Below are 23,971 nucleotides of genomic sequence, written 5' to 3' on the forward strand. Positions count from 1 at the left end.
ATGGCAGACGTCATACGTGGATTAGGGCACATCTGCGTTGCGTATTTAGGGCGCCCGTAGGTTAGCCTTACTTTGCCGGGAAAAAGTCCGGCACTTCCCGTCCAATACTGCAACATCAAGGAGCCCAAATGGCCCTGTCCCGCATGCGCAGCTTGGCGGCCGCCGCCGCCGTCGCCGTGCTGTCCCTGTCTGCCTGCTCCACCGGTTCCACGTCGGAGACGGGCACCGAAAGCACCGCCGGCTCCAGTGACCAGTTCCCGGTCACCATCGAGCACGCTTTCGGTGAAACGACCATCGAATCCGCTCCGGAGCGCGTGGCAACCGTTTCCTGGGTGAACACGGACACGGCCCTGGCACTCGGCGTCGTGCCCGTTGGCATGCCGCTGTACGAGTGGGGCGGGAATGAAAACGGCACGACGCCGTGGATCGACGACGCGCTCGAGGAGCTCGGCGCTCCCATTGGCTCTGAAGACGCACCCGTCCAGTACTCCGAGACCGACGGCATCAACTTCGACGAGATCGCTGCCACCACTCCGGACGTGATCCTGGCCGCATACTCAGGCATCACCGAAGAAGAGTACGAGAAGCTCACTGCGATTGCGCCCGTCGTCGCCTACCCCGAGACGCCGTACTACACGTCCTGGCAGGATTCGGCAGCGATGATCGGGAAAGCGCTCGGCAAGAGCGACGAAGCAGCCCAGCTGGTGGAGGACACCGAAAAGGCGATTGCCGACAAGGCCGCCGAGTACCCCGATCTCGCCGGGACCAGCTTCATTTACGGCAACTTGGACACGACCGCCGGTGCCGACCAGATTTCCATCTACACCTCGGGTGATAACCGGCCCAAGTTCCTGAAGGAGCTGGGCATGGTCCAGGCGCCGATCGTGGATGAAAACGCCCCTGAGGATGCCTTCTACCTGACCTGGTCGCCGGAGCGCGCCAATGAGCTGGAGGCGGACCTCTTCGTGAGCTGGGTTGCCGATGACGCCGCCAAGGAAGCCATCACCGCCGATCCGCTGCTGAGCCAGATTCCTGCGCTCAAAAACGGAGGGCTTGTCGCTGATTCTGACAACACGCTGACGCTGTCCATCTCGGCAGCCAACGTGCTGAGCATCCCCTACGCCCTGGATAACTTCGTTCCCCTGCTCGGGGAGGCTGCAGCACAGGTCAAGTAGGCCGCTGCACGTTTCCAAGTGCCCCTCCACGCCGTACCGGAGGGGCACTTCGGCGTTAAAGACCCAGATCACAGAATTGGACAGGACCCCGGGGAGGTTTGCCATGATCGGCTCCATGCAGGAATTCTTCGACGCCCTTGAACCGATTCGCCCGCTGATCGCCGTCGTCATTGCAGTGGCCGCCGCGCTGATCGCGGCTCGGATTGTCCGCGGCTCTGCAACGCGGCTGTTCCGCAAAGTCCCCCATATCCGGGATGTGACTGCCCTCGGGCGGAACCCGCTGCGTTTGGTCCTGGCACTGATCGGTACCCGGATCGCCCTCGGCGCCACCGCACGGGCAGAGTCCTGGTACAAGACGGTGGATTACGTGCTGGTGATCGGGCTGATCGCTGCCCTGGCGTGGCTCGCCGTCGTCACCCTGCTGATCGTCGAGGCGATCATCCTGACCAAGTACGACACTGACACCAAGGACAACCGCCGCGTGCGCCGCCTGAAGACCCAGGTGATCCTGGGCCGCCGCGTCGCCGTCGCGCTGGTCATCACCGTTGCCGTCGCGTGCGTCCTGCTCACCATCGAGGAAGTCCGCGCGCTCGGTGCCGGCCTGCTGGCCTCCGCCGGTCTCCTCTCAATCGTTGCCGGCCTTGCAGTGCAGAGCACCCTCGGCAACGTCTTCGCAGGCCTGCAGCTTGCCTTCACCGACGCTATCCGGGTGGATGACGTGGTGGTCGTGGAAGGCCAGTGGGGGACCATCGAAGAAATCACCATGACCTACGTCGTGGTGCATATCTGGGATGACCGCCGGCTCATCCTGCCCTCGACCTACTTCACGTCGACCCCCTTCGAAAACTGGACGCGCACGCAGTCGGCGATCCTGGGCACCGTGGAACTCGATCTGGACTGGGATGCGCCAATCGGAGAACTCCGCTCCGAGCTCAAGCGTGTCCTGGCCGGGACGGACCTGTGGGACGGACGGACCGGGGTGCTGCAGATCACCGACGCCATCAAGGGGCTGGTCCGGGTCCGGATCCTGGTTTCCGCGCCGGACAGCGGAACGCTGTTCGACCTGCGCTGCCTGGTGCGGGAATCAATGGTTTCCTTCCTGCAGCAGAACCATCCGGCCGCCCTTCCGCGCCAGCGCTTCGAGGCGCTGGAGGGCGGCGTGCGGGAGCTTTCCGGACACCAGCGGCGGCGCCGCCGCAGCGGAGCCCCGGAAGATACCAGCACATCGCAGCTGTTCACTGGCAGTATCGACGCCGTGGAACGGAACCGCAGCTTTGCCGGCCCCGGGCAGGAGGCGTGGGAGGACCGCGACGAGCGGGTGGAACGCTAGGTGTTGACAAGCCGGGGGGCATTCAGGCTGGAATGATATCCACTCCGCCGCCCGCCAAGGCGCCGGACGAGCAGAAGCCACGCACCACGATGGAAGGAACCAGGACCATGGCCGACCAGTACGTGATCCACGAATTGCAGGGCTCGAACGTTTGGGCGAAGGACGGCGAGCGGCTGGGCCTGGTGGGCAACGTCCACCTGGACCGCGCCACGGGCCAGCCGGCCTGGATCACGGTGGCGCTGGGGTTGTTTGAGGGCCGGCAGTACTTCGTGCCGCTCACCGGCTCGCGGCGGGATGATGACGATCTGTACGTGAACTACTCCCGCAAGGCCATCGAGGATTCCCCCGACATGGACCACGGCGGCGCGCTGACACCGGAAGAAGAAGCGCAGCTGGAGGACTATTACAAGTCCTGGTGACCCGGCGGGCCGGGTTGGACGTAAGCCTGCTTAGCAATACGATGGACATCCGGGATTCAACCAGCCAGGAGGGCCCATGGCTCAGCAGGACAACGACGCGGACCGCCAGGAGGGCGGATCACTGAGTACGGCGTCCAAGCCGGACAATCCGACCGAGGTCACCAAGCCCAGCTGGAAGTTCATCTTCCGCAAGACCGTGCGCGAGTTCTCCAAGGACCAGTGCACCGACCTGGCTGCGGCGCTGACCTATTACACAGTCCTGTCCCTTTTCCCGGGGCTGCTGGCCATGGTCTCGATCCTCGGGCTGGTGGGCCAGGCAGAGACCACCACCGACGCGATGCTGGAGTACCTGGGCGGTTTCGCCCCGGAGGAAGCCGTGGAAGTGCTGAAGGGCCCGATCGAGCAGCTGACTTCTTCCCGGGGTGCGGGCCTGGCGCTCTTCGTCGGCATTGCCGGCGCCCTGTGGTCCGCGTCCGGTTACGTTGGTGCTTTCGGCCGGTCCATGAACCGGATCTACGAGGTCGAAGAGGGGCGCCCGATCTGGAAGCTGCGCCCGCTGCAGCTGCTCGTAACCCTGATCATGATCCTCCTGGCGGCCAGCCTGCTGATCATGCTGGTGGTGAGCGGTCCGGTAGCGGAGACGATCGGCAACTTCATCGGAATGGGCAGCGAAGCCGTGCTCGTCTGGAACATCGCCAAATGGCCGGTGATGGTCATCTTCGCGGTCGTGCTCATCGCGCTTCTGTACTACGCCACCCCTAACGTGAAGCAGCCCAAGTTCCGCTGGATGAGCATGGGCGGCTTCCTGGCCCTGGTCGTCCTGGCTATTTCCACGCTGGGCTTCGCGTTCTACGTAGGAAACTTCGGCAGCTACAACGCAACCTACGGAGCGATCGGCGGCGTGATCGTGCTCCTGCTGTGGATCTGGCTCGCCAACATTTCGTTGCTGTTCGGCGCGGAGTTCGACGCCGAGGTGGAACGCGGCCGGGAGCTCCAGGCCGGCATCCAGGCGGAGCACTCCATCCAGCTGCCGCCGCGCGACACACGCCAGATCGACAAGCGTGCCGAACAGGAAGTGAAAGACGTCGAAAAGGGACGCGAGCTTCGCCAGCAGCATGCGGGCAAGGATTTCGACGACGAGCTGTAGTGCAGCCTCCCGTCCTTGACCGCCGGAGAAGGACGGAAGGCGCCGCTGCTACCTCCCGGGGCCCAGCAGCGGTGAGGCCGGAACCCCGGCCTGCTCACTGAGTCCGTCCAGGACATCCTGAAAGGCCCGCAGCGAAGACCGCTTGGGCTCCCAGCCAAGGAGATCCCGTGCCCGGCTGGTATCCATCAGCGGAGCGCCCGCTGCCATGTCGATCCAGCCCGGATCCGTGGCCTGCAGCCCGGCTGCCCAGGTGATTCCCACCAAGGCCCGGATCACGCGCACCGGGACATTGATGATCCGCCGCGCCCCGAGCATGCCCGCGAGGAGTTCGGGGGTGATGACCGGATCCGCGGCAATGTTGAAGGCACCTTCAGCCCGCTGGTCGATGACGCGCCAGTACGCATCGGCAATGTCGTCGGCGTGGACTATCTGGAAGGAGAACTCTTCCGGAAGCGGGATCAGCGGCAGGCTCAGCTTGTTGAGGATGGACCGCGGAATCAGCGGACCCAGGAAGTAGCGGCCAATCTCGCTGCCGGCGTCGGACTGGAAGATCAGGCCCGGGCGCAGCCGGGCAACGCGGATCTCCGGGTACTGCCGCTCAAATTCGTCGAGCAGCTCCTCCTGCTCGCCCTTGTGCCGGCTGTAATGCGAGGTGGCAATGCCGCGCGCAGGCCAGCTCTCATCGGTGAGCCTGTCCTTCGGGGCGGGGGAGTAGGCTCCGACGGAGGAGGCGCAGACCACCTGGTGCACGCCCGCCTCGGCAACGGCGGAGAGCATGTTCTCCGTGCCCCGGACGTTGATCCGGTGCAGTTCGGCTTCGTCACGGTTGGGCTGGATGGCCCAGACAAGATGGACCACCGAATCGACGCCGGCCAGGGCCTCAGCCAGTTCATCGCGTCCGGTTTTGGAAGCGACATCGATGCTGTGCCACTCGACGCCTTCGTATGGACCGGTTGCCTGCAGCGGAGTACGGCGCGCGACGCCGACGATCTCCAATCCGTCACCCCGCTCCGTGCGGGCGGCCTGCAGGCGGCGCAGGACGGCGGTGCCTACATTTCCGGTTGCTCCGAGGACGGCTACGCGCATCGGGAGAGTTCCCTTCTTCCACAAGCTCAGCGTGCTGTTTTGGGTCTGGTCCACGACTCTACCGCCGAAGCAGCGGCCGCGGGCAGGGCGCTAGGGTGGAAGGACGACCACACGGCTTGAGGACGGAACGATCATGGCGGATGTAACCCAGAAGGCTGAAACCGGCGCCGACTACAGCACCAAGGGCTCCTACGTGTCCGGCGGGCAGGAGTACACCCGGGACACCAACTACATCGAAACGCGCATTACCCGCGACGGCCGTGACGGGTACCCGGTCGAAGCTGGACGCTACCGGCTGATCGCAGCCCGCGCGTGCCCCTGGGCGAACCGCACCATCATTGTGCGCCGCCTCCTCGGCCTCGAAGACGCCATCTCCCTCGGCACGCCCGGCCCCACCCACGATTCGCGCAGCTGGACTTTCGACCTGGATCCGGACGGCAAGGACCCGGTGCTCGGCATCGAGCGGCTGCAGGAAGCCTTCTTCCGCCGGACTCCCGGGTACTCACGGGGCATCACCGTTCCGGCCATCGTTGATATCCCGACCGGCGCCGTCGTCACCAACAACTTCCCGCAGATCACCGAGGACTTCAGCAGCGAGTGGACCGAGTTCCACCGTGACGGCGCCCCGGACCTGTGGCCGGCCGAGCACCTTGAGGAGATGCGCGAAACCAACAAGCGGGTCTTCACCGAGGTGAACAACGGCGTCTACCGCTGCGGTTTCGCCGGCTCGCAGGAAGCGTACGACGCCGCCTACGAGCGGCTGTGGACTGCCATGGACTGGCTGGAAGAGCGCCTGTCCAAGCAGCGCTACCTGGTGGGGGACACCATAACCGAAGCCGATGTCCGGCTGTTTACCACGCTGGTCCGCTTCGATGCCGTCTACCACGGACACTTCAAGTGCAACCGGAACAAGCTCACCGAGATGCCCGCCCTGTGGGGGTATGCCAGGGACCTGTTCCAGACGCCCGGCTTCGGCGACACCGTGGACTTCGTGCAGATCAAGCAGCACTACTACATCGTGCATGAGGACATCAATCCGACGAAGATCGTCCCGGCGGGACCCGATAACTCCGTCTGGCTGACGCCGCACGGCCGCGAGGAGCTCGGCGGCCGCCCTTTCGGGAACGGCACCGCCCCGGGGCCGGTTCGTCCCGGTGAGGAAGTCACCCCGGGCCACGGGGCCGCGTAGGCAAGCGGAAGGTCTTCGGGGCTAATACGGCATACAAGTGTTTCTTAATATGTCCCACCGTAGGCTAGCCTTACTTTAGCCCGATTCCACACGCCCCAGGAGGTGCCGCCGTGACCTCAACGGCAGTCAGCCGCACCTCCGTCAGCGTTCCTGCGCCCCCGGCACGAAACAGCAGGCGGGTCAGCCCCGCAGCACTCCTTGCAGCCGGTGTCTTCGTCCTGGTCCTGGCGTGCTTCGCCTCCGTTGCCCTGGGCGCCCGGCCGCTGTCCCTGGACACCGTCTGGCAGGCACTGACCAGCCCGGACGCAGCGAACGGAGACCATGCCGTGGTGCTGAGCCGACTCCCGCGCACCGTCATGGCGCTGCTCGTCGGCGCTGCGCTGGGGCTCGCGGGCACCGCACTGCAGGGGATGACCCGCAATCCACTGGCAGACCCCGGCATCATGGGCCTGAACGCAGGGGCTGCCTTCGCCGTCGTTACCGCGATCTACGTTTTTGGCGTCACCTCTTTTACCGGGTATGTCTGGTTCGCGCTGGCCGGCACGGCACTGGCAGCCCTGGTGGTGTACTCCGTCGCCGCGCTGGGCAGGGAAGGTGCCACCCCGGTGAAACTGGCGCTGGCGGGTGCAGCCCTGACCGCCGGACTCACCAGTTTGCTCTCCGCGATCCTCGTGACCAGCCGGCAGACCCTGGATACCTTCCGCTTCTGGCAGGTCGGCACGGTTTCCGGCCGCGGCTGGGACGTGCTCGTTCCGCTGACTCCCTTCCTTGCCGCCGGTGCCGTGATCCTGCTGGCGTCCGGACGGGCGCTCAACGGACTGAGCCTGGGCGACGATGTAGCACGCGGCCTGGGCCAGCGAGTCAATGCCTCACGCGGCATCATGGCCGTCGGCGTGGTCCTGCTCTGCGGCGCGGCAACGGCCGCCGCAGGGCCCATTGCCTTCCTTGGCCTGGTCATCCCGCACCTGGTCCGCGGCCTGGTTGGTCCCGACTACCGGTGGATCCTCGTGCTCTCGGCTGTGCTGGCACCGGTGCTGCTGCTGGTTTCCGACGTCGTTGGCCGCCTGGTCCTGCCTCCCGGTGAAATCCCGGTCGGCATCATGACCGCGGTCATCGGGGCCCCCGTCTTCATTGCCATCATCCGGCGGCGGAAGCTGGCGGAACTGTGAACCCCGCAGTCCTCGCCGAGGAGCGCCGCGAAGGGGCCGACCTGGTCCGCCGCACCCGCCGGCACACGGGACGCCGCCGCAACACCGTCCTCGCCGCCCTTGCCGGCGCCGTCGTGGTGCTGTTCTTCGTCAGCGTCCTGCTGGGCAGCTACACCGTCACCATCCCGGACTTCCTGCGGATCCTGGGCGGTGAGAGGATTCCCGGAGCTTCCTTCATCGTGCTGGAAAGCAAGCTGCCGCGCGCCGTGACCGCCGTCCTGATCGGCGCCGCATTCGGCGTCTCGGGGCACCTGTTCCAGACCATGCTGCGCAATCCGCTGGCCAGCCCGGACATCATCGGCATCAGCTACGGCGCCTCCGCCGCGGCGGTGACGGCCATGGTGGCGTTCGGCGCCACCGGGGGAGCGGTCTCGCTGGCCGCCCTGCTGGGTGCCGCCGCCATTGCGCTGGCCCTGCACCTGCTGACCCGGAGCGGAGGCGCATCCGGGGCCCGGCTGGTCCTGATCGGCATCGGGTTCGCCGCTGTGCTCCAAGCTGTTGTGAACTTCCTGCTGACCCGCACCGATGTACGCACCGCAGCTGAGTCACTGGTCTGGCTGACCGGTTCGCTGAACTCCGCTACATGGGAACGCGCCGGCATCGTTGCGCTTGCCCTTGTGGTGCTGCTGCCGGCTGCTGCCCTGCTCGGCAGGCGCCTGCGGGTCCTGGAACTCGGCGACGACTTTGCCGCCGGGCTCGGTCTGCCCGTGGAACGCACCCGCGCCGGACTGCTCTTCACCGGTGTTGCCCTTGCCGCCGCAGCCACCGCGGCAGCTGGCCCGGTGGCCTTCGTGGCGTTCCTGGCCGGACCGATCTCCCGCCGGCTCATCGGCGGCAGGGCTTCGCTGGCAGCCGCCGGGCTGACCGGAGCCGTGATCCTCCTGGCCGCAGACTTCGCGGGCCACAACCTCATCCCGGGGACCGTCCTCCCCGTGGGCGTGATCACCGGTGCGCTGGGCGCACCCTTCCTGCTGTGGCTGCTGGTCAGCTCCAACCGTGTTGGCCGAGGAGGCTAAAAATGCAGAACAAGCTGGGAGCACAGGACCTGGTGCTCTCCTATGGGGACCGGCTGGTGGTCGACGGACTGACCGTCGAACTGCCGCCCGGTCAGATCACGGTGATCGTCGGTGCCAATGCCTGCGGCAAGTCGACGCTGCTGCGCGGCCTCGCGCGCCTGCTCAAGCCCGCCTCCGGCGTCGTCCACCTCAACGGCCGCGATATCGGCACGATTCCCACCAAGGAAGTTGCCCGCACCGTGGGCCTGCTGCCGCAGACCCCCAACGCCCCGGAGGGCATCACGGTTACGGACCTCGTCGGCCGCGGCCGCTATCCGCACCAGGGATGGTTCCGGCAGTGGAGCAAGGAAGACGACGACGCCGTTGCGGCAGCGCTCGAAGCCACCGGAACGCTCGGGCTGGCGGGCCGGAACGTGGACGAATTGTCCGGCGGGCAGCGCCAGCGGGTCTGGATTGCCATGGCGCTGGCCCAGCAGACGGACATCCTCCTGCTTGACGAGCCGACAACATTCCTTGACGTCACGCACCAAATCGAAGTCCTGGACGTCGTGACGGACTTGAACAGGCGGGCCGGCACCACCGTGGTGATCGTGCTGCACGACCTCAACCTGGCCGCCCGCTACGCAGACCATCTCATCGCCATGAAGGATGGAACGATCGCGGCGCAGGGCAACCCGGCCGACATCGTCACTGCCGACCTGGTTAGAAACGTTTTCGGGCTGGAAGCCTCGGTCATTCCTGACCCGGTGTCCGGCACGCCCATGGTGGTCCCTGTAGGCAGGCACCACTCCCTTCGGTACCGCGAACCGGCTCCGAAGGCACCGGCTGCCGGTTACCTGCCCAATCCGCACGATTTACGCCCGGCAACCCGCAATCCCCTGGAGGCAGCTTCATGAGCGTTACCCGTCCCAGCCACGGCAGCACCGCTGTCCGTCCCCGCCGCCAGGGTGCGAATGCAGCGGTCATGGCCTTCGACGTCGAGGTCCGTGCCGTCCAGCGGATCAGCGCCAACTTCCAGCGCATCACCTTTGGCGGGGAATGCCTTCGGGAATTTGGCGTGCAGGGACCGGCCGACGATCTGCGGATCAAAGTCGTCATTCCTCCGCTGGCGGAGGACGGGACACGGCAGGACCTGCCCGAATTCGGCTGCGACGACGCCGGCTGGTACCAGCGCTGGCTCGCCATGGACCCCCGCCGGCGCGGCTCGATGCGGACGTACACGGTCCGCGCCTCGCGGTGCGCTGCAGCCGACCCCCAGATCGACGTCGACTTCGTCCTGCATTTCGACGAAGCGGGGGTTGGAGGGCCGGCGTCCTCCTGGGCGGCAGCCGCGAAGCCGGGTGACCGTGTGACAGTTATCGGCCCCCATGCCGTGCACTGCATCACGGCTGAGTCCTACGGCGGGATCGAATGGCGGCCCGGACTGGCCCAGCACGTGCTGCTGGCCGGTGATGAGACAGCTGTGCCGGCCATTGCCTCGATCCTGGAAAATCTCCCTGAGGACATCACCGGCCACGCGCTGCTCGAGGTTCCGGACGGCGCGGATATCCAGCCGCTCCGGACCGCATCGAAGGTCCAGGTCAGCTGGCTCCCGCGCGGCACCAGGCCGCACGGTGAGCTCCTCGACACAGCAGTGAGGGAAGCCGTTGCCGTCCCCGGGTACCTGAGTGTCGGCGGAACGGACGGCGCCCCGCAGGCGTCTGCGGTCCCGGGCCGCGGACTCGAACCTGAGGACGTGGACATCGATTCGGCCATCCTGTGGGAGACGCCTGCACGGCTGGCACCTGAGGTACTCGAGAATTCGCCGAGCCCCAATACGCCTGCCGGTGCCCTGCCGTTCTACGCCTGGATCGCCGGAGAAGCAGCGGTTGTCCGCGGCCTGCGGCGCTATCTGGTCAAGGACGCCGGAATCGACCGCAAGCAGGTGGCGTTCATGGGTTATTGGAGGCAGGGCCGCGCCGAGCTGTCCTGACCTGAACGACCGGAACAGGTCAAAACCAGACGGTCTCTGCTGGCGTGTGCCGTTGGGGGGAGTGTGCCGTTGTGGCCCGGCCATAGCGGCCGGTGCCCTTGTGGCCCGTGTCGCCGCATCCCGGACGTAAGCCGGAACACCTGCCTCTGTTGACTCTCACACTAAACCCCCACTGTCAATAGCCTGTCGCTTAAACTGGATGAAGTCACTCGTATGCAGCGCAATAGACGCACCCTTCTCCAGCAGCAAAGCACCGACAGAACTGTTGCCTATTCACAGTGGAGAACTGAATGACTTTGCACGTCAACGAGACCGTTCGGAACCTCGCTGACTCTGTCCGCCGGAGACTTGAAGACGCCGTGGCCCATTCCCGGGCAAAGGGGAAGCACGTCCGCCCTGTCTGGGACAGCCTTTGGGCTGACGTTGTGCGGCGGGCGGAGGAACTGCGGGTAAAAGCCAACAACATTGACTCCCCGACCCAAAAGACGGCCGCCCTGGGCGCGGGCGCTTCCCTGCTGCTCAGCGGCATGGTTTTCGGAGTGGCGGAGGCAGCCGTCGTCACTGCGCCGGAAGGGGCAGTGGAGCGCCAGCTGGTGAGCACCGTCCCGGCCGAGGAACCGTCCTCCGGCGAGGGCGGGGGTAACGGAGAACAGGGCGAAGGGGTCGGCTCGACGGCACCCGTGGAAGGCGAGGCTCCCCAAAAGCAGCCCGTGCCCGTGGATGAGCTGATCGTTACCTCGCCCTTCGGCTGGAGGATCAATCCCATGACCGGCTACGGCCAGGAATGGCATACCGGTACGGACTTCAGCGGCGTCACCGGAACCCCCGTGAAATCTGCCCGCGGAGGCACGGTTACGGAAGCCGGGTGGCACACCACCGGCGGCGGTGGACTGCGGATTGTCGTGGACCACGGAGACGGCGTCCAGACGACCTACAACCACCTCAACGACATCTGGGTGGAGCCCGGGCAGTGGGTGGATGAAGCGCAGGTGATCGGCGGCATCGGAAGCACCGGGAACTCGACCGGTCCGCACCTGCATTTCGAGGTGATGATCCACGGCGAGTTCGTGGATCCCATGGCCTGGCTCTGACACCGGGAGCTGCGGCACGAGCGATAAGAGCGCGGAGTTCGGGAAACTCCGCGCTCCTTTTCTTTCCCGTGCTCTCTTTCCACCCGAGGACGGGACGAGCCGTTACGGCGTGGGGTTCGTCAGGATAGCCGGGTCCTTCTTGCCATAGGGCATGCGGATGCGCAGTGCCCGCGGGTCGACGCGCAGCGCCAGATGGGTCGCGTTGCCCAGATGGTCGCCGTCCATCTCGAAGTCCTGCGGAACATCGGCCCAGATCTCGGCGCTCTTGCACTGGAAGTATTCGACTGCTGTTCCACGCCCCTTTCCGCGGCGCAGGAGTCCGGCAACCACGGAGAGCCAGCCGAAGCTGCCCTTGGGCGCCATGGTCATGATGTCGAGCAGCCCGTCGTCAATCCGTGCCCCGGGAAAAACCTCCAGGCCGCCCATGATCTTGCCGCAGTTGCCGCCCATGATGCTGCGGAGCCGGCGGGCAAAAGGCTTGCCGCCGTCAATGGAGATCATTGTCTTCACCGGCTTGCCCGGAAGGTTGCGGATCCCCGCGTCCACGTAGGCGAGCCATCCCACGCGGTCCTTCAACGCGGTGTTGGTGTCTCCCATCATCACGGCGTCATAACCCAGCCCGGCCATGACCAGGAAGATGTCGCTGTCCACGGCTTTGTCAACGTTGACATGGACGACGTCGATCCGGCGTTCGGTCCCGGTCAGCGCGGTCCGGATGGCACCGGCCGGATCATCGACCGGGACGTCCAGGTTGCGTGCCAGCAGGTTGCCGGTGCCCATCGGAAGCAGGCCCAGGGGAGTGTCAGTGCCGGCAAGTTCGGCTGCCACGCAGCGCACGGTGCCGTCGCCTCCGGCGGCGATGACGACGTCGGCCCCCTCCGCCATTGCCTGGCGGGCCATGCCGTGCCCGGGGTCGTCTTCCTCGGTTTCCAGCCACAGCGGCTCCGCCCAGCCTTCATCACGGCAGGTTTGCTCCACCAGGGCGCGGATATCCACCTCGGTCTTCTTCGTGGGATTGATGACGACGGCGGCGCGGCGCAGAGCGGCTGATGGGGCCTGGGCCGTTTCTGCCTCGGGGTGGCTGGACATGATGCCCTTCGATTGACGGGAGTGTTCCGGCTCCGAGTCTAAACTGCGATGCGGCATCCCGGGCGAAAACCCGGGGCGCAGCGGCTTGTAGGCTGGGCTGGTGACTAACAACGGGCTATATGTGGCACTTGGCGATTCCTTTACCGAAGGCGTGGGTGACTGGGATCCCTCCCGGCCCAACGGGGTCCGGGGGTGGGCGGACCGTGTGGCTGAACAGCTGACGCTTGCGGATCCGGGCTGGAGCTATGCCAACCTGGCTATCCGCGGAAAAAAGCTGCGGCAGGTCATCGATGAGCAGATCGAACCGGCCCTGGCGCTGGAACCGTCCTTGGTGAGCATCTATGCGGGCGGCAACGACATCCTTCGGCCCAAGGTCGACATCGACGCGATCGTCCAGGCATATGACAGCGCCATAGGACGCCTTCGTTCCGGAGGCGCCGCCGTGCTCGTCTTCACCGGCTTCGATTCCGGCCAGTCTCCGATCTTCGGCCGGACCAGGGGGCGGACGGCCCTGTACAACGAGCTGGTGCGTGAGGCAGCGGACGCCCACGGGGCAATCCTGGTGGACTACTGGCGCATGAAGGTGCTGCAGGACGAAAGGTACTGGGACGTGGACCGCCTCCACATGTCTCCGGCTGGGCACATCCTCACGGCGAAGAAGGTCCTTGAGGTCCTCCGGGCCAGCGACGGACTGGACGTGCCGGAGCTGGATACCCTTCCTGCACGTGACCGGATCCAGCGGCTGAAGCATGACGCCCGCTGGGCACGGGAATACCTCGGTCCGTGGGTGGGACGCAGGCTCCGGGGCGTGTCATCCGGGGACAACCTCAGCGCCAGGTATCCCGCACCGGTGCAGATCACTCCAGAGACCTAAACCGCGGGGAGCGGCGGCACCCGGACCGGACATGTGACCGGTTTCACACTAAAGTACCTTTCCCTGGATTTGCAGGGAAAGGGCGGGCTCCGCATTTCCCAATTCCCCCCATAAGCTCCCTTATGATTCGGAGTTTCAGTCCTTCTTTTCTAGACTTGTTGGTCTGCCGGGGCCCAGTCCTGGCATCGGATGCAATTGCCCACAGCAGATGACCTCTAGAGAAGAAGGCCCAAATGCCGCAAGAAGCACCTGATCACAGCGCTGCACCGCCCGGTACGGCAGCGCCTGGAACGCCGTCGGCGCACGGCAAGCCGAGGCGTAAACCACTGACGAAGCGCCGCCTGAAAGTTGAAGACGTAAACGTCGTCGACCATTCAATGATGAAAAAGGCCGTCGGCGGAACCGTAGTCGGAAACACCATGGAATGGTTCGATATTGGTGTTTACGGCTACCTGGCCGTCACCATGGGAGCCGTCTTCCTTTCTGACGCGGACCCGGCGTCGCAGCTGCTGTTCAGCCTTGGCGTCTTCGCTGCCACGTTCCTCGCCCGCCCACTGGGCGGTGTGATCTTCGGCCGCATCGGTGACCGTGTGGGCCGCCAAAAGACCCTCGCCGCAACGCTGATCCTGATGGCCGCCTCAACCTTTGCCATCGGCCTGCTGCCCGGTTACGCGCAGATCGGCATGGCCGCACCCGTGCTGCTGGTCGTCATGAAGCTGCTGCAGGGCTTCAGCACCGGCGGCGAGTATGCCGGCGCCACCACATTCGTCTCGGAGTACGCGCCGGATAAGCGGCGCGGGTTCCTCGCCAGCATCCTGGACCTGGGCAGCTATATGGGATTCGCGCTGGGCGCCCTGACCGTTTCCACGCTGCAGCTGACCCTGAGCGAAGAAACGATGCTCGAATGGGGCTGGCGCATCCCGTTCCTCATTGCTGGTCCGCTGGGGGCCATCGCCATTTACTTCCGTCTCAAGATTGAAGAATCGCCGGCGTTCCAGGCCACCCTCGATGCCCAAGAGGAGCAGGCTGCTTCCGCCGCGGGGAAAGAGGCGGACAAGGACGCCGCCGCACTGGGCACCTTCGGGATCTTCCGCGCCTACTGGCGGCCTATCGTGCTGGCCATGGTCCTGGTGGCCGCAGCCAACACCGTCGGCTACGCGCTGACCTCCTACATGCCGTCGTACCTGACGGATTCCAAGGGATACGACCCGGTGCACGGAACCCTCCTGACTATCCCCGTGCTGGTCGCCATGGCCCTGTGCATTCCGCTGACCGGACGTCTCTCGGACCGGATCGGACGCCGTCCTGTGTTGTGGATGGGAGCGGGAACAACCATTGTCTTTGCCATCCCGTCGTTCCTGCTGATCGACCAGGGACCCATTTGGACGACCCTGCTTGGCCTGGCGCTGCTGGCTGTCCCGGTCACGTTCTACGTGGCTAACCTGGCGTCGTCGCTTCCGGCCCTGTTCCCCACCGCCAGCCGCTATGGAGCGATGGGTATCGCGTACAACTTCGCCGTGGCGATCTTCGGCGGCACGGCACCCCTGATCATGCAGGGCCTGATCGAAATCAGCGGCGACGACATGATGCCCGCGTACTACCTGATGGCCACGTCGGCCATCGGAGCGGTCGCCGTCGGCATCATGAAGGAATCGGCGAACCGGCCCATGCCGGGCTCCATGCCGAGCGTCGCCACGGAAGCGGAAGCCCGGGAACTCGTGGAGACCCAGGACGAGAATCCGCTGCTCGATCTGGACGCCCTCCCGTTCGACCAGGCTCCGGACCCGGCGGGCGATCCGGAACCGGTGCGCTGACCCTGTCCCCAGCCGCCGAGGGGACAGCTGAGGTTCGTTTCCGCCGAGACGAACCGCATCTGTCCCCGGGGGACCGGCTTGAAGGCTCAAGCATCGTGAGAGAATTGCGCCCATGACCGAACCGCAGTCTGATTCCGTCCGCTGGCTCACTCCCGAAGAGCGGCAGGCATGGCTGGCGCTTTACGCCGTCGCCACCCGGCTGCCGGGGACCCTTGACGCGGACCTGTTCCGCCGGGCGCGGATCACCCTGTTCGACTACCACGTGCTCGCCATGACCTCGGAGTCTCCGGACCGGCAGCTGGCCATGAGCGAACTGGCAGCCTATTCGAATGCCTCGCTCTCAAGGCTCTCGCATGTGGTGAAGAAACTGGAACAGCGGGGCTGGATGCGCCGGTCCCCGTCAACCACGGACGCACGGGTCACGACGGCGGCGATCACCGACGAAGGCATGGCCGCCCTCGTGGACCTGGCGCCCGGGCATGTGGAATCCGTCCGGAAGGCTGTGTTCGATGTCCTGGACGATCAAGACGTGGCCGACCTCGCCCGGGTCGGCAACAAAATCCTGACCCTGCTCGACCCCGCCGCGGCTCGTCCGGGCGCCCCGACCGAAGGAGCCTGAATGCGCCAGCCCAGGATACTGACCATCATCCTTGCCGGAGGTTCCGGCGGCCGGCTCGGCAGCCTCACTGAGACCCGCGCCAAGCCCGCCATGCCGGTCGGCGGATCCTACCGGCTAATCGACATCCCGCTCTCCAACCTGCACAATTCCGGGTTTCCCGATGTCTGGATCGTGGAACAGTACGAACCCAAGTCGCTGAATGACCATCTGGTCAGCGGCAGGCCGTGGGACCTGGACAGGACCAACGGCGGGATGCGGGTGCTGCCTCCGTACCAGGGATCGGAGGGTGAAGGCTTCGCGGAGGGCAATGCCGACGCCCTCTACCGCCAGGCGGACTACATCCGCGAGTACAACCCGGACCTGGTCCTGGTGCTAAGCGCCGACCATCTCTACCGGCTGGACTACCGGGACGTCGTGGCAACCCACACCGAAGCGGATGCGGCCCTGACAGTGGTGACACACCAGATCCGCCATGATCCCACTGAGCATGGTGTGGTGGAAACCAGCGGCGGTGTGGTCACCGGGTTCCAGTACAAGCCGGAGAATCCCAAGAGCGATCTGATCGCGGCGGAGATCTTCCTCTACGACGCCGAAGTGCTGCTGCGCAGCCTGGATGAGCTGGTCGAACGGGACGGGCAGCTGGAGGACTACGGAGACCAGCTGCTTCCGTACCTCGTGGAAACACAAAAGGTCGTGGAGCACCGGCTGCCCGGGTACTGGCGGGACATGGGAACGCCGCAAAGCTACCACCAGGCCCACATGGACCTGCTGGACGGGCACGGCATGGTCTTCGACGATCCGGCGTGGCCGATCCTCACCGCGACTCCCCGCCGGCTTCCTGCCTTCGTCGGAGCCGCTGCCAGCGTGGAGACCAGCCTCCTGGCCCCCGGCTCACGGGTGGAAGGCACTGTGTCCCGGTCCGTCGTCGGGCCCGACTGCCGGATTGAGGCCGGTGCCGAGGTGCACGGGTGTGTCCTGCTCGACGGCGTGCACGTCAGCAGCGGTGCCCGGCTGCGGAACATGGTCGTGGATTCGGGGGCCGTCATTGGTGGCGCCACCAATTTGGACGGCGCGGAAGAGGACCCGGAGACGGGGATTGCCGTCGTCACTTCGGCAGGTGCGCTGGAGAAGCCCTCGGACTGAGAATGGTCCCTGCCCCGGTTTGGATCAGGGGCGCGAAACGTCTAGGATAGGAAGGCGTTAAGCCGCGCCCATGATCTGGTTTGGCCCCGCAAGGGTACGGACCAGGGCATTTGCGTGGCCGCCCGTATAAACCTAGAATTGAAGGCTGTCACAGCGGATTACTGCTATGGCTGCCCGAACTTCACCGTCTTCCCCGCGGCGAGGCACTTCGGCTGGATCTCACCCCGCCAGGTCAACCTCCGGAAAGTCGCAGTAATAACGGTGTCAAAACTGGTGGCGGGACGCTCTTTATTGCAGGTGCCATGGCGGCATCGCCTGGTGCTTGTTTTCTGAGGACCGTCATATTTACTACAACTGGAGGAGAGATCATGGCAGCTTACTGCCAGGTAACCGGAGCTGTTCCCGGCTTTGGTCACAGCATTTCGCACTCGCACCGTCGCAACAAGCGCCGGTTCGACCCGAATATTCAGAAGAAGCGCTACTGGGTTCCGTCCCTGCGCCGTAACGTGACGCTGCAGGTTTCGGCCCGCGGCATCAAGACGATCGACGTCCGCGGCATTGACGCAGTCGTCACCGAACTCCTCGCGAAGGGTGTGAAGCTCTAGTGGCTAAGGATAAGGACGTTCGTCCGATCATCAAGCTCAAGTCGACCGCCGGCACCGGGTACACCTACGTGACCCGCAAGAACCGTCGTAACGACCCGGACCGCATGGTCCTGAAGAAGTACGACCCGAAGATCCGCCAGCACGTCGAATTCCGTGAGGAGCGCTAAGAATGGCAAAGAAGTCCAAGATTGCCCGCAACGAGCAGCGCAAGGTTGTTGTTGAGCGCTACGCTGCCAAGCGCCTCGAACTGAAGAAGACCCTGGTCGATCCCAACGCGACCGACGAAGCGCGGGAAGCTGCACGCCTCGGCCTGCAGAAGCTGCCCCGCAACGCTTCCCCGGTCCGCCTGCGCAACCGCGACCAGATCGACGGCCGCCCCCGGGGTACCCTCCAGAAGTTCGGTATCTCCCGCGTGCGTTTCCGCAATATGGCTCACGCCGGCGAACTGCCCGGCATCAAGAAGTCCAGCTGGTAAGCACTGCTTTCCACGCCTGAAAAGGGCGGCAACCTTCCCGGTTGCCGCCCTTTTTGCGTTTGTCGGGCCAAGTGAGCCGCCCAAAGTTGCCCTTCTGGCCGAAAAATCCCGAAAAAAGCCCGAAAACCCGCGGTTTTCTCCCTGCGATGGGTGTCGTAGCTGGTAAGTTTTCGAACAGAGGCGGTTTCGCATCCGTGAACCGCTCGCGCTAAACACCTGAGTCCAGGAGGACATAAATTGGCTATGAACCGCAGTGAACTTGTTGCCGCTGTCGCAGAGAAGTCCGGCAACAGCCAGACCGCCGTCAACGGCGTGCTCGATGCTGTCTTCGACATCTTCGCCACTTCCGTTGCCAACGGCGAGAAGATCACCATCCCGGGCTGGCTCGCTGTTGAGCGCACCGACCGCGCCGCTCGCCAGGGCCGCAACCCGCAGACCGGCGAAACCCTCCAGATCCCGGCCGGCCACAGCGTCAAGCTGACGGCTGGCTCGAAGCTGAAGGCTGCTGTCGCCAAGAAGTAGTACTTTCGCATTTCAGCGGAGGGCCGGTGCCATTGGCACCGGCCCTCCGTTTGTCTGCGCCGGGACGCATTCCGGGATGTCCGGGATGCGCCGGGGCGGAGCGGGAGTTGGTCCATTATTTGCGGCGGGTAGAGAATAGGTAGCGTGCCAAACTCTGCCAAGACCCAGAACACCCTGCCGGACCGCTCCTCCGGTGCCGCGGACGGAACGGGAAGCCCGGTCCGCAGCGGTTGGGTAGCTGCCGGCATCGCTGTCATGATCCTGGCGCTCGGCGTCGCCCTGCTTTTCACCGGTGCAGCCGCAGCCTCACAGCTCTCCGATCCCGGTGCGCTGACCCGCTGGGGTCTTCCGATCGCCAAGGCCGTTCAAAACGGGGCGGTGGCTGCCGTCATCGGGTCCCTCGTGTTCGCAGTCTTTATCCTGCCCAAACACACCGGCGCACGGCGCGGCAAAGGGGAGCGGGAGACACGCCCGGAACATCCTGCCTTCACCCAGGCGCTGTCCCTCGCGTCCGTCGCAGCGGCAGTGTGGACCCTCGCCGCCATCGCGGTGATGCTGTTCACCTACTCTGATGTCTCCGGGCTGCCGCTCAGCCCCGCACCTTCCTATACGGAAGGGCTCGCATCCTTCCTCACTGACTTCTCCACCGGCCGGGCTTGGCTGGCGGTCAGCATTATTGCCGCAGTCGTCACCACGCTGACGTTCGGAGTGCGCTCCCTGACCGGGCTGGCGCTGACGACGGCGCTGGCCGTCGGCGGGCTGCTGCCCATGGCACTGGTCGGCCACGCCGCCGGCGGCGATGACCACAGTGCGGCCGTGAACTCCATCGGACTCCACCTGCTCGGCGTGTGTCTCTGGATCGGCGGCATCATCGTCCTGGCCGTGATCTCCAAGAACCTGGGCGACATCACCGAAACGGTGCTGAGGCGGTTCTCCGCGCTTGCCGGCTTCGGGTTCGTGCTCGTGGCGGCGTCCGGCATCGTTAATGCTTCGCTGCGGATCACGTCGCTGGACCAGCTGAACTCCCGCTGGGGCGCGCTGGTCCTGTTCAAGGTCGCTGCCACGCTGGTGCTGGGCATCTTCGGAGTCCTCCACCGCCGGTGGCTCATTCCCCGGCTCTCCGAGCCCGGCAGCAAGGGCGCTGCCGCCTCAGCCGGACCCCTGGGAGCCAAGCGGGTCCTGTGGCAGTTCATCGGGGTGGAGCTGCTCATCATGGCAGCAATTTCCGGCGTGGCCGCAGCCTTGGCCCGTACTGCTCCGCCGCGGCCCGAAGAGCTGCCGCCAAATGCCTCTCCCGCCCGGATCATCACCGGCTACGACCTTCCTCCGGAGCTGACCCCCGAGCGCTACCTCACGGAATGGCGCTTCGACTGGCTGTGGGTTGCCATCGTGGTGACCATCGGTGCCGCCTACATCCTGGGGCTGCGCAAGCTCCGGCGGCGCGGCGACAAATGGCCGGTTGTCCGGACACTGTCCTGGTTTGTGGGCCTGATCGCCCTGACCTACGTGACCTCCGGGGCGCCGGCCGTCTACGGCATGGTGCTGTTCTCCACCCACATGCTCGGACACATGGCACTGACCATGGTGGTGCCGCTCTTCCTGGTGCTCGGTGCGCCTCTGACGCTGGCGCTCAAGGCACTCACCCCGCGCGGGGACGGGAGCCGGGGCCTGCGCGAATGGATCCTGATCGGCGTGCACTCGCGCTATTCGAAGGTCATCACCAACCCAATCTTTGCGGCGGTGAACTTCGCCGGTTCGATCGTGATCTTCTACTACTCCGACCTGTTCGGTTTTGCCCTCCGCGAGCATGTGGGCCACGAACTGATGGTGCTGCACTTCCTGCTCACCGGCTACATCTTTATCCTGACCATGATCGGCATCGATCCGCTGCCCACCCGGGCGCCCTACCCGCTGCGGCTGGTCATCCTGCTGGCCACCATGGCGTTCCATGCTTTCTTTGGCGTCGCGGTGATGGGGCAGACCTCCCTGATCCAGGCTTCCTACTTCGGGAACATGGGCCGGGAGTGGGGCCTCAGCGCGCTTCAGGACCAGCAGCTGGGCGGATCCATCATGTGGGGCATCGGCGAAATTCCCACCGTCCTGGTGGCCATTGGCGTGGCCCTGCAGTGGTCACGCACGGATGCACGTGAAACAAAACGCAAAGACCGTGCGGCCGAGCGGAATAATGATGCTGAACTTACGGCTTACAACAATATGTTCGCCCAGCTGGCCGAACGCGATGCAAAGTCAGACCAAGGAGAACGTTAGATGACTGAAACGGTGCGCGCCGGATACCGCGTCCGGGCCTCCGAGCTTGTGGGCCGCAACTGGTTGAACACGGGTGGCAGGCAGCTGGGTCTCGAAGATCTCCGGGGAAAGATTGTCCTGCTGGATTTCTGGACCTTCTGCTGCATCAACTGCCTGCATGTCCTGGACGAGCTCCGCCCGCTTGAAGCCAAGTACTCCGACGTCCTCGTGACGGTCGGGGTGCACTCGCCCAAGTTCGAGCACGAAGCTGATCCGGTGGCGCTGGCCGCCGCCGTCGAACGCTACGAGATCCACCACCCGGTGCTGGATGACCCGGAGCTGGAGACCTGGCAGGCCTACACAGCGCGTGCCTGGCCGACGCTGGTCGTCATCGACCCTGAGGGCTACATCGTCGCGCACCTGTCCGGGGAGGGCCATGCTGCCGGCCTTGAGTCGCTTGTCGCCGAACTGGTGGCCGAGCATGAGGAGAAGGGTACGCTGCACCGCGGCGACGGACCGTACGTGCCCGCGGAGGCGACGTCGGGAGACCTGCGTTTCCCGGGCAAGGCAGTTGCCCTGCCCGAGGGCACCTTCCTGGTGGCGGACACCGGGCATCACCGGCTCGTTGAACTTGAAGCCGACCTCGCCACCGTCCGCCGCGTGATCGGTGACGGCACCAAGGGCTGGCGCGACGGTGACGCCGGGACCGCACGCTTCAACGAACCGCAGGGCCTGGCCGTACTTCCGGCAGCGGTCGCTGAGACCCTGGAGTACGACGTCATCGTGGCGGACACCGTCAACCACCGGCTGCGCGGCGTCAACCTAGCCACCGGCGCCGTCACGACCCTGGCCGGCAACGGCGTGCAGCGCCTGCTCGATGCCGAGAACCAGTCCGCACCCGTTTCCACGGATCTCGGTACCGATCCGCTGGGCACCTCCCTGTCCTCGCCGTGGGACGTCTTGTGGTCCACCGCGTTGGGCCAGGCTGTCGTTGCGATGGCCGGCACACACCAGATCTTCGCCTTCGACCCCGCGACTGGCGCGCTCTCCATCCTCGCTGGAACCGGGCTGGAAGGCCTGCTCGACGGCGCCGCAGACGCAGCCTGGTTCGCCCAGTCTTCGGGGTTGGCGCAGGATGCGGATGGAAACATCTGGGTGGCAGACTCCGAGACCTCCGCCCTGCGGAAGCTGGCCTTCGACGTTTCCGGGGACAAGCCGGTTGTCACGGTGGAAACCGCCGTCGGTGCGGGACTGTTCGATTTCGGCTACCGCGACGGTGCTGCCGCCGAGGCGAGGCTGCAGCACCCCCTGGGCGTGGCAGTCCTTCCGGACGGTTCCATAGCCATCGCCGACACCTACAACGGAGCAGTGCGGCGCTACGACCCGGCTGCACAAGCCGTCTCGACGCTCGCACGCGGCCTGGCGGAACCTTCCGGGGTCCTTATCGACTCAACCGCCGGCGAGCCGCTCCTGATCGTTGTAGAGGCTAACCAGCACCAGCTCATCCGCCTGCCCATCCCCAAGGAAGCGCAGTCCGTGGATGAAGGCGCCCGCCAGACACAGCGGCCCAAGACAGCCATCGCTGCCGGGCCGCTGGGGCTCACCATCCGATTCTCTGCTCCGAAGGGGCAGAAGCTCGACGACCGCTGGGGAGACCCCACGCAGCTGAAGATCTCTTCCTCTCCGGAGGAGCTCCTGGTTTCCGGAGGCGGGACCGCCGTCGGGCTGGTCCGTGAGCTGGTGCTCTCGGACACTGTTCCCGAAGGCGTCCTGCACATTACCGCCCGTGCCGCGGCGTGCGACGGCGAACCCGGGGGAGAGATCCCTGACCACGCTGCCTGCCACCTGTACCAGCAGGACTGGGGAATCCCCGTCGTTCTGCAGCCCGGCGGCGAAACGGAACTAACGCTGGACCTGCGCGGCCTGGACTAGCAGCCGGCCTGGACTAGGAGCCGGCGGAGCTATTCGATCACGGCGGTGAGGCTGATCCCGCCGTCCGTGACGGACAGCCGGGCTCCGAAGGAGAACTCCTTGTCCTCCACCAGGGGACTTTGGGCACCGGAGAAAAGATCGGTCTGGGTTGCCGTGACGCGGGCAATCCCATTCAGGGGTGCCAGGCCCCAGTGACCCTCCGCGGGCGAGATCTCCACTGTGGGGTACTCTACGATTTCCCACGTGATAGGCGGCTCCACCCGGTTGTCGGTGAGGTGGTAGAAGGGACATCCCGGAGGCGCCAGCCGGTTTTGCTCGCCGGCGCAGTTGTCCAGGAACTCGCGTACCCGAGCGTCGACGGCGTCGACCAGTTCGGGGGTGGCCTGGCTCTGGAGCGTCAGGTCCAGTGCCCCAGATGCAGTGGTCAGGACGCCGCTCTGCTCAGGAGCCTCGAAGTAGCCGCTGCTAAACGAGGCGGCAACGCGCGACGGGTAGAAGGCAGCGAAGGTGTTGGTGCCCTCCGGCAGCACGACGGGTGTGCCGTTGAGGACTGCCTCATTCTGGTTGGCCGCCGTAATCCTGACGCTGGGCAGCGAGTCGGGGCGGAAACTCCACTGGTCGAAGAACATCCACCGGCTGCCGGTCTTCTCCAGTTCAAAGGTCGACCGCTCTTCGATGCCATCCAGGCGGTACGTGACCTCGACGTTCGTGCGGTCGTCCACCGTTGTGCCGGCCTCGGTGATCTCCAGCACTTCGAGCCCGTCCGTTGAAGCACGCAGGGCCTCTCCATCCAGCAGCGCGGCATTCGCCTCAGGGACTTCGGCGTTCAGCAGGCCCAGCGCGCGGGCTCCATCGCCGTCCTGCAGGGCCTGCAGGTAGTCCTCCACCTGCTTGCCCGGGCCGTAAACCTTGGCGTTGACAAGCCAAATAACGACGACGGCGGCCGCGATAGTGAGCATGAGAGCCGTCAGCCATGTGGCGACGGCTTTGATTACCGGTGATGTTCCCTGCACGCTCT

Annotated in this window: 23 protein-coding genes; 20 read left to right on the forward strand and 3 right to left on the reverse strand. The window is 65.5% G+C overall.

All coding sequences use genetic code 11. The annotated features are described in order from the left end of the window. The first annotated feature begins 128 nt into the window (after window positions 1-128). The 4 genes from LOC59_RS01375 (at window position 129) to LOC59_RS01390 (ending at window position 4,071) form a co-directional block, all read left to right on the forward strand. The gene (locus LOC59_RS01375) at window positions 129-1,175 is read left to right on the forward strand and encodes an iron-siderophore ABC transporter substrate-binding protein (RefSeq protein WP_229970316.1); all 1,047 of its coding nucleotides are present in this window, start codon (window positions 129-131) and stop codon (window positions 1,173-1,175) included. A gap of 103 nt (window positions 1,176-1,278) precedes the next feature. After that, window positions 1,279-2,505 carry a mechanosensitive ion channel family protein gene (locus LOC59_RS01380; protein ID WP_229970318.1) on the forward strand — a complete coding sequence of 409 codons (1,227 nt, stop codon included), beginning with the start codon at window positions 1,279-1,281 and terminating at the stop codon, window positions 2,503-2,505. Window positions 2,506-2,537: 32 nt separating this feature from the next. Next, complete coding sequence (locus LOC59_RS01385; RefSeq protein ID WP_229970320.1) at window positions 2,538-2,924, forward strand: PRC-barrel domain-containing protein; 387 nt, start codon at window positions 2,538-2,540, stop codon at window positions 2,922-2,924. Between the two features lie 76 nt (window positions 2,925-3,000). Beyond that, window positions 3,001-4,071, forward strand: coding sequence for a YihY/virulence factor BrkB family protein (locus LOC59_RS01390; RefSeq protein ID WP_229970322.1), 1,071 nt, complete (start codon window positions 3,001-3,003; stop codon window positions 4,069-4,071). A 48-nt stretch (window positions 4,072-4,119) separates the two neighbouring features. Here the strand turns inward: LOC59_RS01390 and LOC59_RS01395 are convergent, their stop codons facing one another. Further along, on the reverse strand, window positions 4,120-5,157 hold the full coding sequence (locus LOC59_RS01395; protein ID WP_229970324.1) for an NAD-dependent epimerase/dehydratase family protein: 1,038 nt from the start codon (window positions 5,155-5,157) through the stop codon (window positions 4,120-4,122). 133 nt (window positions 5,158-5,290) lie between these two features. Here LOC59_RS01395 and LOC59_RS01400 point away from each other — a divergent pair, with 133 nt between their 5' ends. The 6 genes from LOC59_RS01400 to LOC59_RS01425 all read left to right on the forward strand — a co-directional run bounded on the left by LOC59_RS01400 (window position 5,291) and on the right by LOC59_RS01425 (window position 11,633). Beyond that, window positions 5,291-6,346 carry a glutathione S-transferase family protein gene (locus LOC59_RS01400; RefSeq protein ID WP_229970325.1) on the forward strand — a complete coding sequence of 352 codons (1,056 nt, stop codon included), beginning with the start codon at window positions 5,291-5,293 and terminating at the stop codon, window positions 6,344-6,346. 110 nt (window positions 6,347-6,456) lie between these two features. Next, window positions 6,457-7,515, forward strand: a complete 1,059-nt coding sequence (locus tag LOC59_RS01405; RefSeq protein WP_229970327.1) for a FecCD family ABC transporter permease — start codon at window positions 6,457-6,459, stop codon at window positions 7,513-7,515. A 113-nt stretch (window positions 7,516-7,628) separates the two neighbouring features. Continuing rightward, window positions 7,629-8,570 (forward strand): FecCD family ABC transporter permease, encoded by a 942-nt coding sequence (locus tag LOC59_RS01410; protein WP_227915728.1) that lies wholly within the window; start codon window positions 7,629-7,631, stop codon window positions 8,568-8,570. 2 nt (window positions 8,571-8,572) lie between these two features. Then, on the forward strand, window positions 8,573-9,466 hold the full coding sequence (locus LOC59_RS01415; RefSeq protein WP_229970329.1) for an ABC transporter ATP-binding protein: 894 nt from the start codon (window positions 8,573-8,575) through the stop codon (window positions 9,464-9,466). Next, window positions 9,463-10,542 (forward strand): siderophore-interacting protein, encoded by a 1,080-nt coding sequence (locus LOC59_RS01420; RefSeq protein WP_442860558.1) that lies wholly within the window; start codon window positions 9,463-9,465, stop codon window positions 10,540-10,542. The genes LOC59_RS01415 and LOC59_RS01420 overlap by 4 nt, the downstream gene beginning before the upstream one ends. A 290-nt stretch (window positions 10,543-10,832) precedes the next feature. Beyond that, window positions 10,833-11,633 carry a M23 family metallopeptidase gene (locus tag LOC59_RS01425; RefSeq protein WP_227893988.1) on the forward strand — a complete coding sequence of 267 codons (801 nt, stop codon included), beginning with the start codon at window positions 10,833-10,835 and terminating at the stop codon, window positions 11,631-11,633. Window positions 11,634-11,735: 102 nt separating this feature from the next. Here LOC59_RS01425 and LOC59_RS01430 read toward each other — a convergent pair whose 3' ends face one another. After that, on the reverse strand, window positions 11,736-12,722 hold the full coding sequence (locus LOC59_RS01430; protein WP_229970331.1) for a diacylglycerol/lipid kinase family protein: 987 nt from the start codon (window positions 12,720-12,722) through the stop codon (window positions 11,736-11,738). Between the two features lie 100 nt (window positions 12,723-12,822). Between LOC59_RS01430 and LOC59_RS01435 the strand changes: the two genes are divergently transcribed. The 10 genes from LOC59_RS01435 (at window position 12,823) to LOC59_RS01480 (ending at window position 22,953) form a co-directional block, all read left to right on the forward strand. Beyond that, on the forward strand, window positions 12,823-13,596 hold the full coding sequence (locus LOC59_RS01435; RefSeq protein WP_227893990.1) for an SGNH/GDSL hydrolase family protein: 774 nt from the start codon (window positions 12,823-12,825) through the stop codon (window positions 13,594-13,596). A gap of 233 nt (window positions 13,597-13,829) precedes the next feature. After that, window positions 13,830-15,410, forward strand: coding sequence for an MFS transporter (locus LOC59_RS01440; protein ID WP_229970333.1), 1,581 nt, complete (start codon window positions 13,830-13,832; stop codon window positions 15,408-15,410). A gap of 112 nt (window positions 15,411-15,522) precedes the next feature. Then, window positions 15,523-16,029, forward strand: a complete 507-nt coding sequence (locus LOC59_RS01445; RefSeq protein ID WP_227893992.1) for a MarR family winged helix-turn-helix transcriptional regulator — start codon at window positions 15,523-15,525, stop codon at window positions 16,027-16,029. Next, entirely contained in the window at window positions 16,030-17,172 is a 1,143-nt protein-coding gene (locus tag LOC59_RS01450; protein ID WP_229970336.1) for a glucose-1-phosphate adenylyltransferase family protein, read from the forward strand. Window positions 17,173-17,540: 368 nt separating this feature from the next. Then, window positions 17,541-17,777, forward strand: coding sequence for a 50S ribosomal protein L28 (gene rpmB, locus LOC59_RS01455; RefSeq protein WP_055239037.1), 237 nt, complete (start codon window positions 17,541-17,543; stop codon window positions 17,775-17,777). Beyond that, complete coding sequence (gene rpmG / locus LOC59_RS01460; protein ID WP_013602737.1) at window positions 17,777-17,944, forward strand: 50S ribosomal protein L33; 168 nt, start codon at window positions 17,777-17,779, stop codon at window positions 17,942-17,944. The genes rpmB and rpmG overlap by 1 nt, the downstream gene beginning before the upstream one ends. A gap of 2 nt (window positions 17,945-17,946) precedes the next feature. Next, the gene (gene rpsN, locus LOC59_RS01465; protein ID WP_227893994.1) at window positions 17,947-18,252 is read left to right on the forward strand and encodes a 30S ribosomal protein S14; all 306 of its coding nucleotides are present in this window, start codon (window positions 17,947-17,949) and stop codon (window positions 18,250-18,252) included. 237 nt (window positions 18,253-18,489) lie between these two features. Further along, window positions 18,490-18,774, forward strand: a complete 285-nt coding sequence (locus tag LOC59_RS01470) for an HU family DNA-binding protein (protein WP_227893995.1) — start codon at window positions 18,490-18,492, stop codon at window positions 18,772-18,774. 144 nt (window positions 18,775-18,918) lie between these two features. Next, window positions 18,919-21,042, forward strand: a complete 2,124-nt coding sequence (locus tag LOC59_RS01475) for a cytochrome c oxidase assembly protein (RefSeq protein ID WP_442860560.1) — start codon at window positions 18,919-18,921, stop codon at window positions 21,040-21,042. After that, a complete protein-coding gene (locus LOC59_RS01480; RefSeq protein WP_229970338.1) occupies window positions 21,043-22,953 on the forward strand; it encodes an NHL domain-containing thioredoxin family protein in 1,911 nt (636 codons plus the stop codon). A gap of 29 nt (window positions 22,954-22,982) precedes the next feature. Here the strand turns inward: LOC59_RS01480 and LOC59_RS01485 are convergent, their stop codons facing one another. Next, window positions 22,983-23,966, reverse strand: a complete 984-nt coding sequence (locus tag LOC59_RS01485) for a hypothetical protein (RefSeq protein WP_227893997.1) — start codon at window positions 23,964-23,966, stop codon at window positions 22,983-22,985. Window positions 23,967-23,971 lie beyond the last annotated feature (5 nt).

Origin of the sequence: Arthrobacter sp. zg-Y916 (genome assembly GCF_020907385.1) — a bacterium.
GTDB lineage: Bacteria > Actinomycetota > Actinomycetes > Actinomycetales > Micrococcaceae > Arthrobacter_B > Arthrobacter_B caoxuetaonis.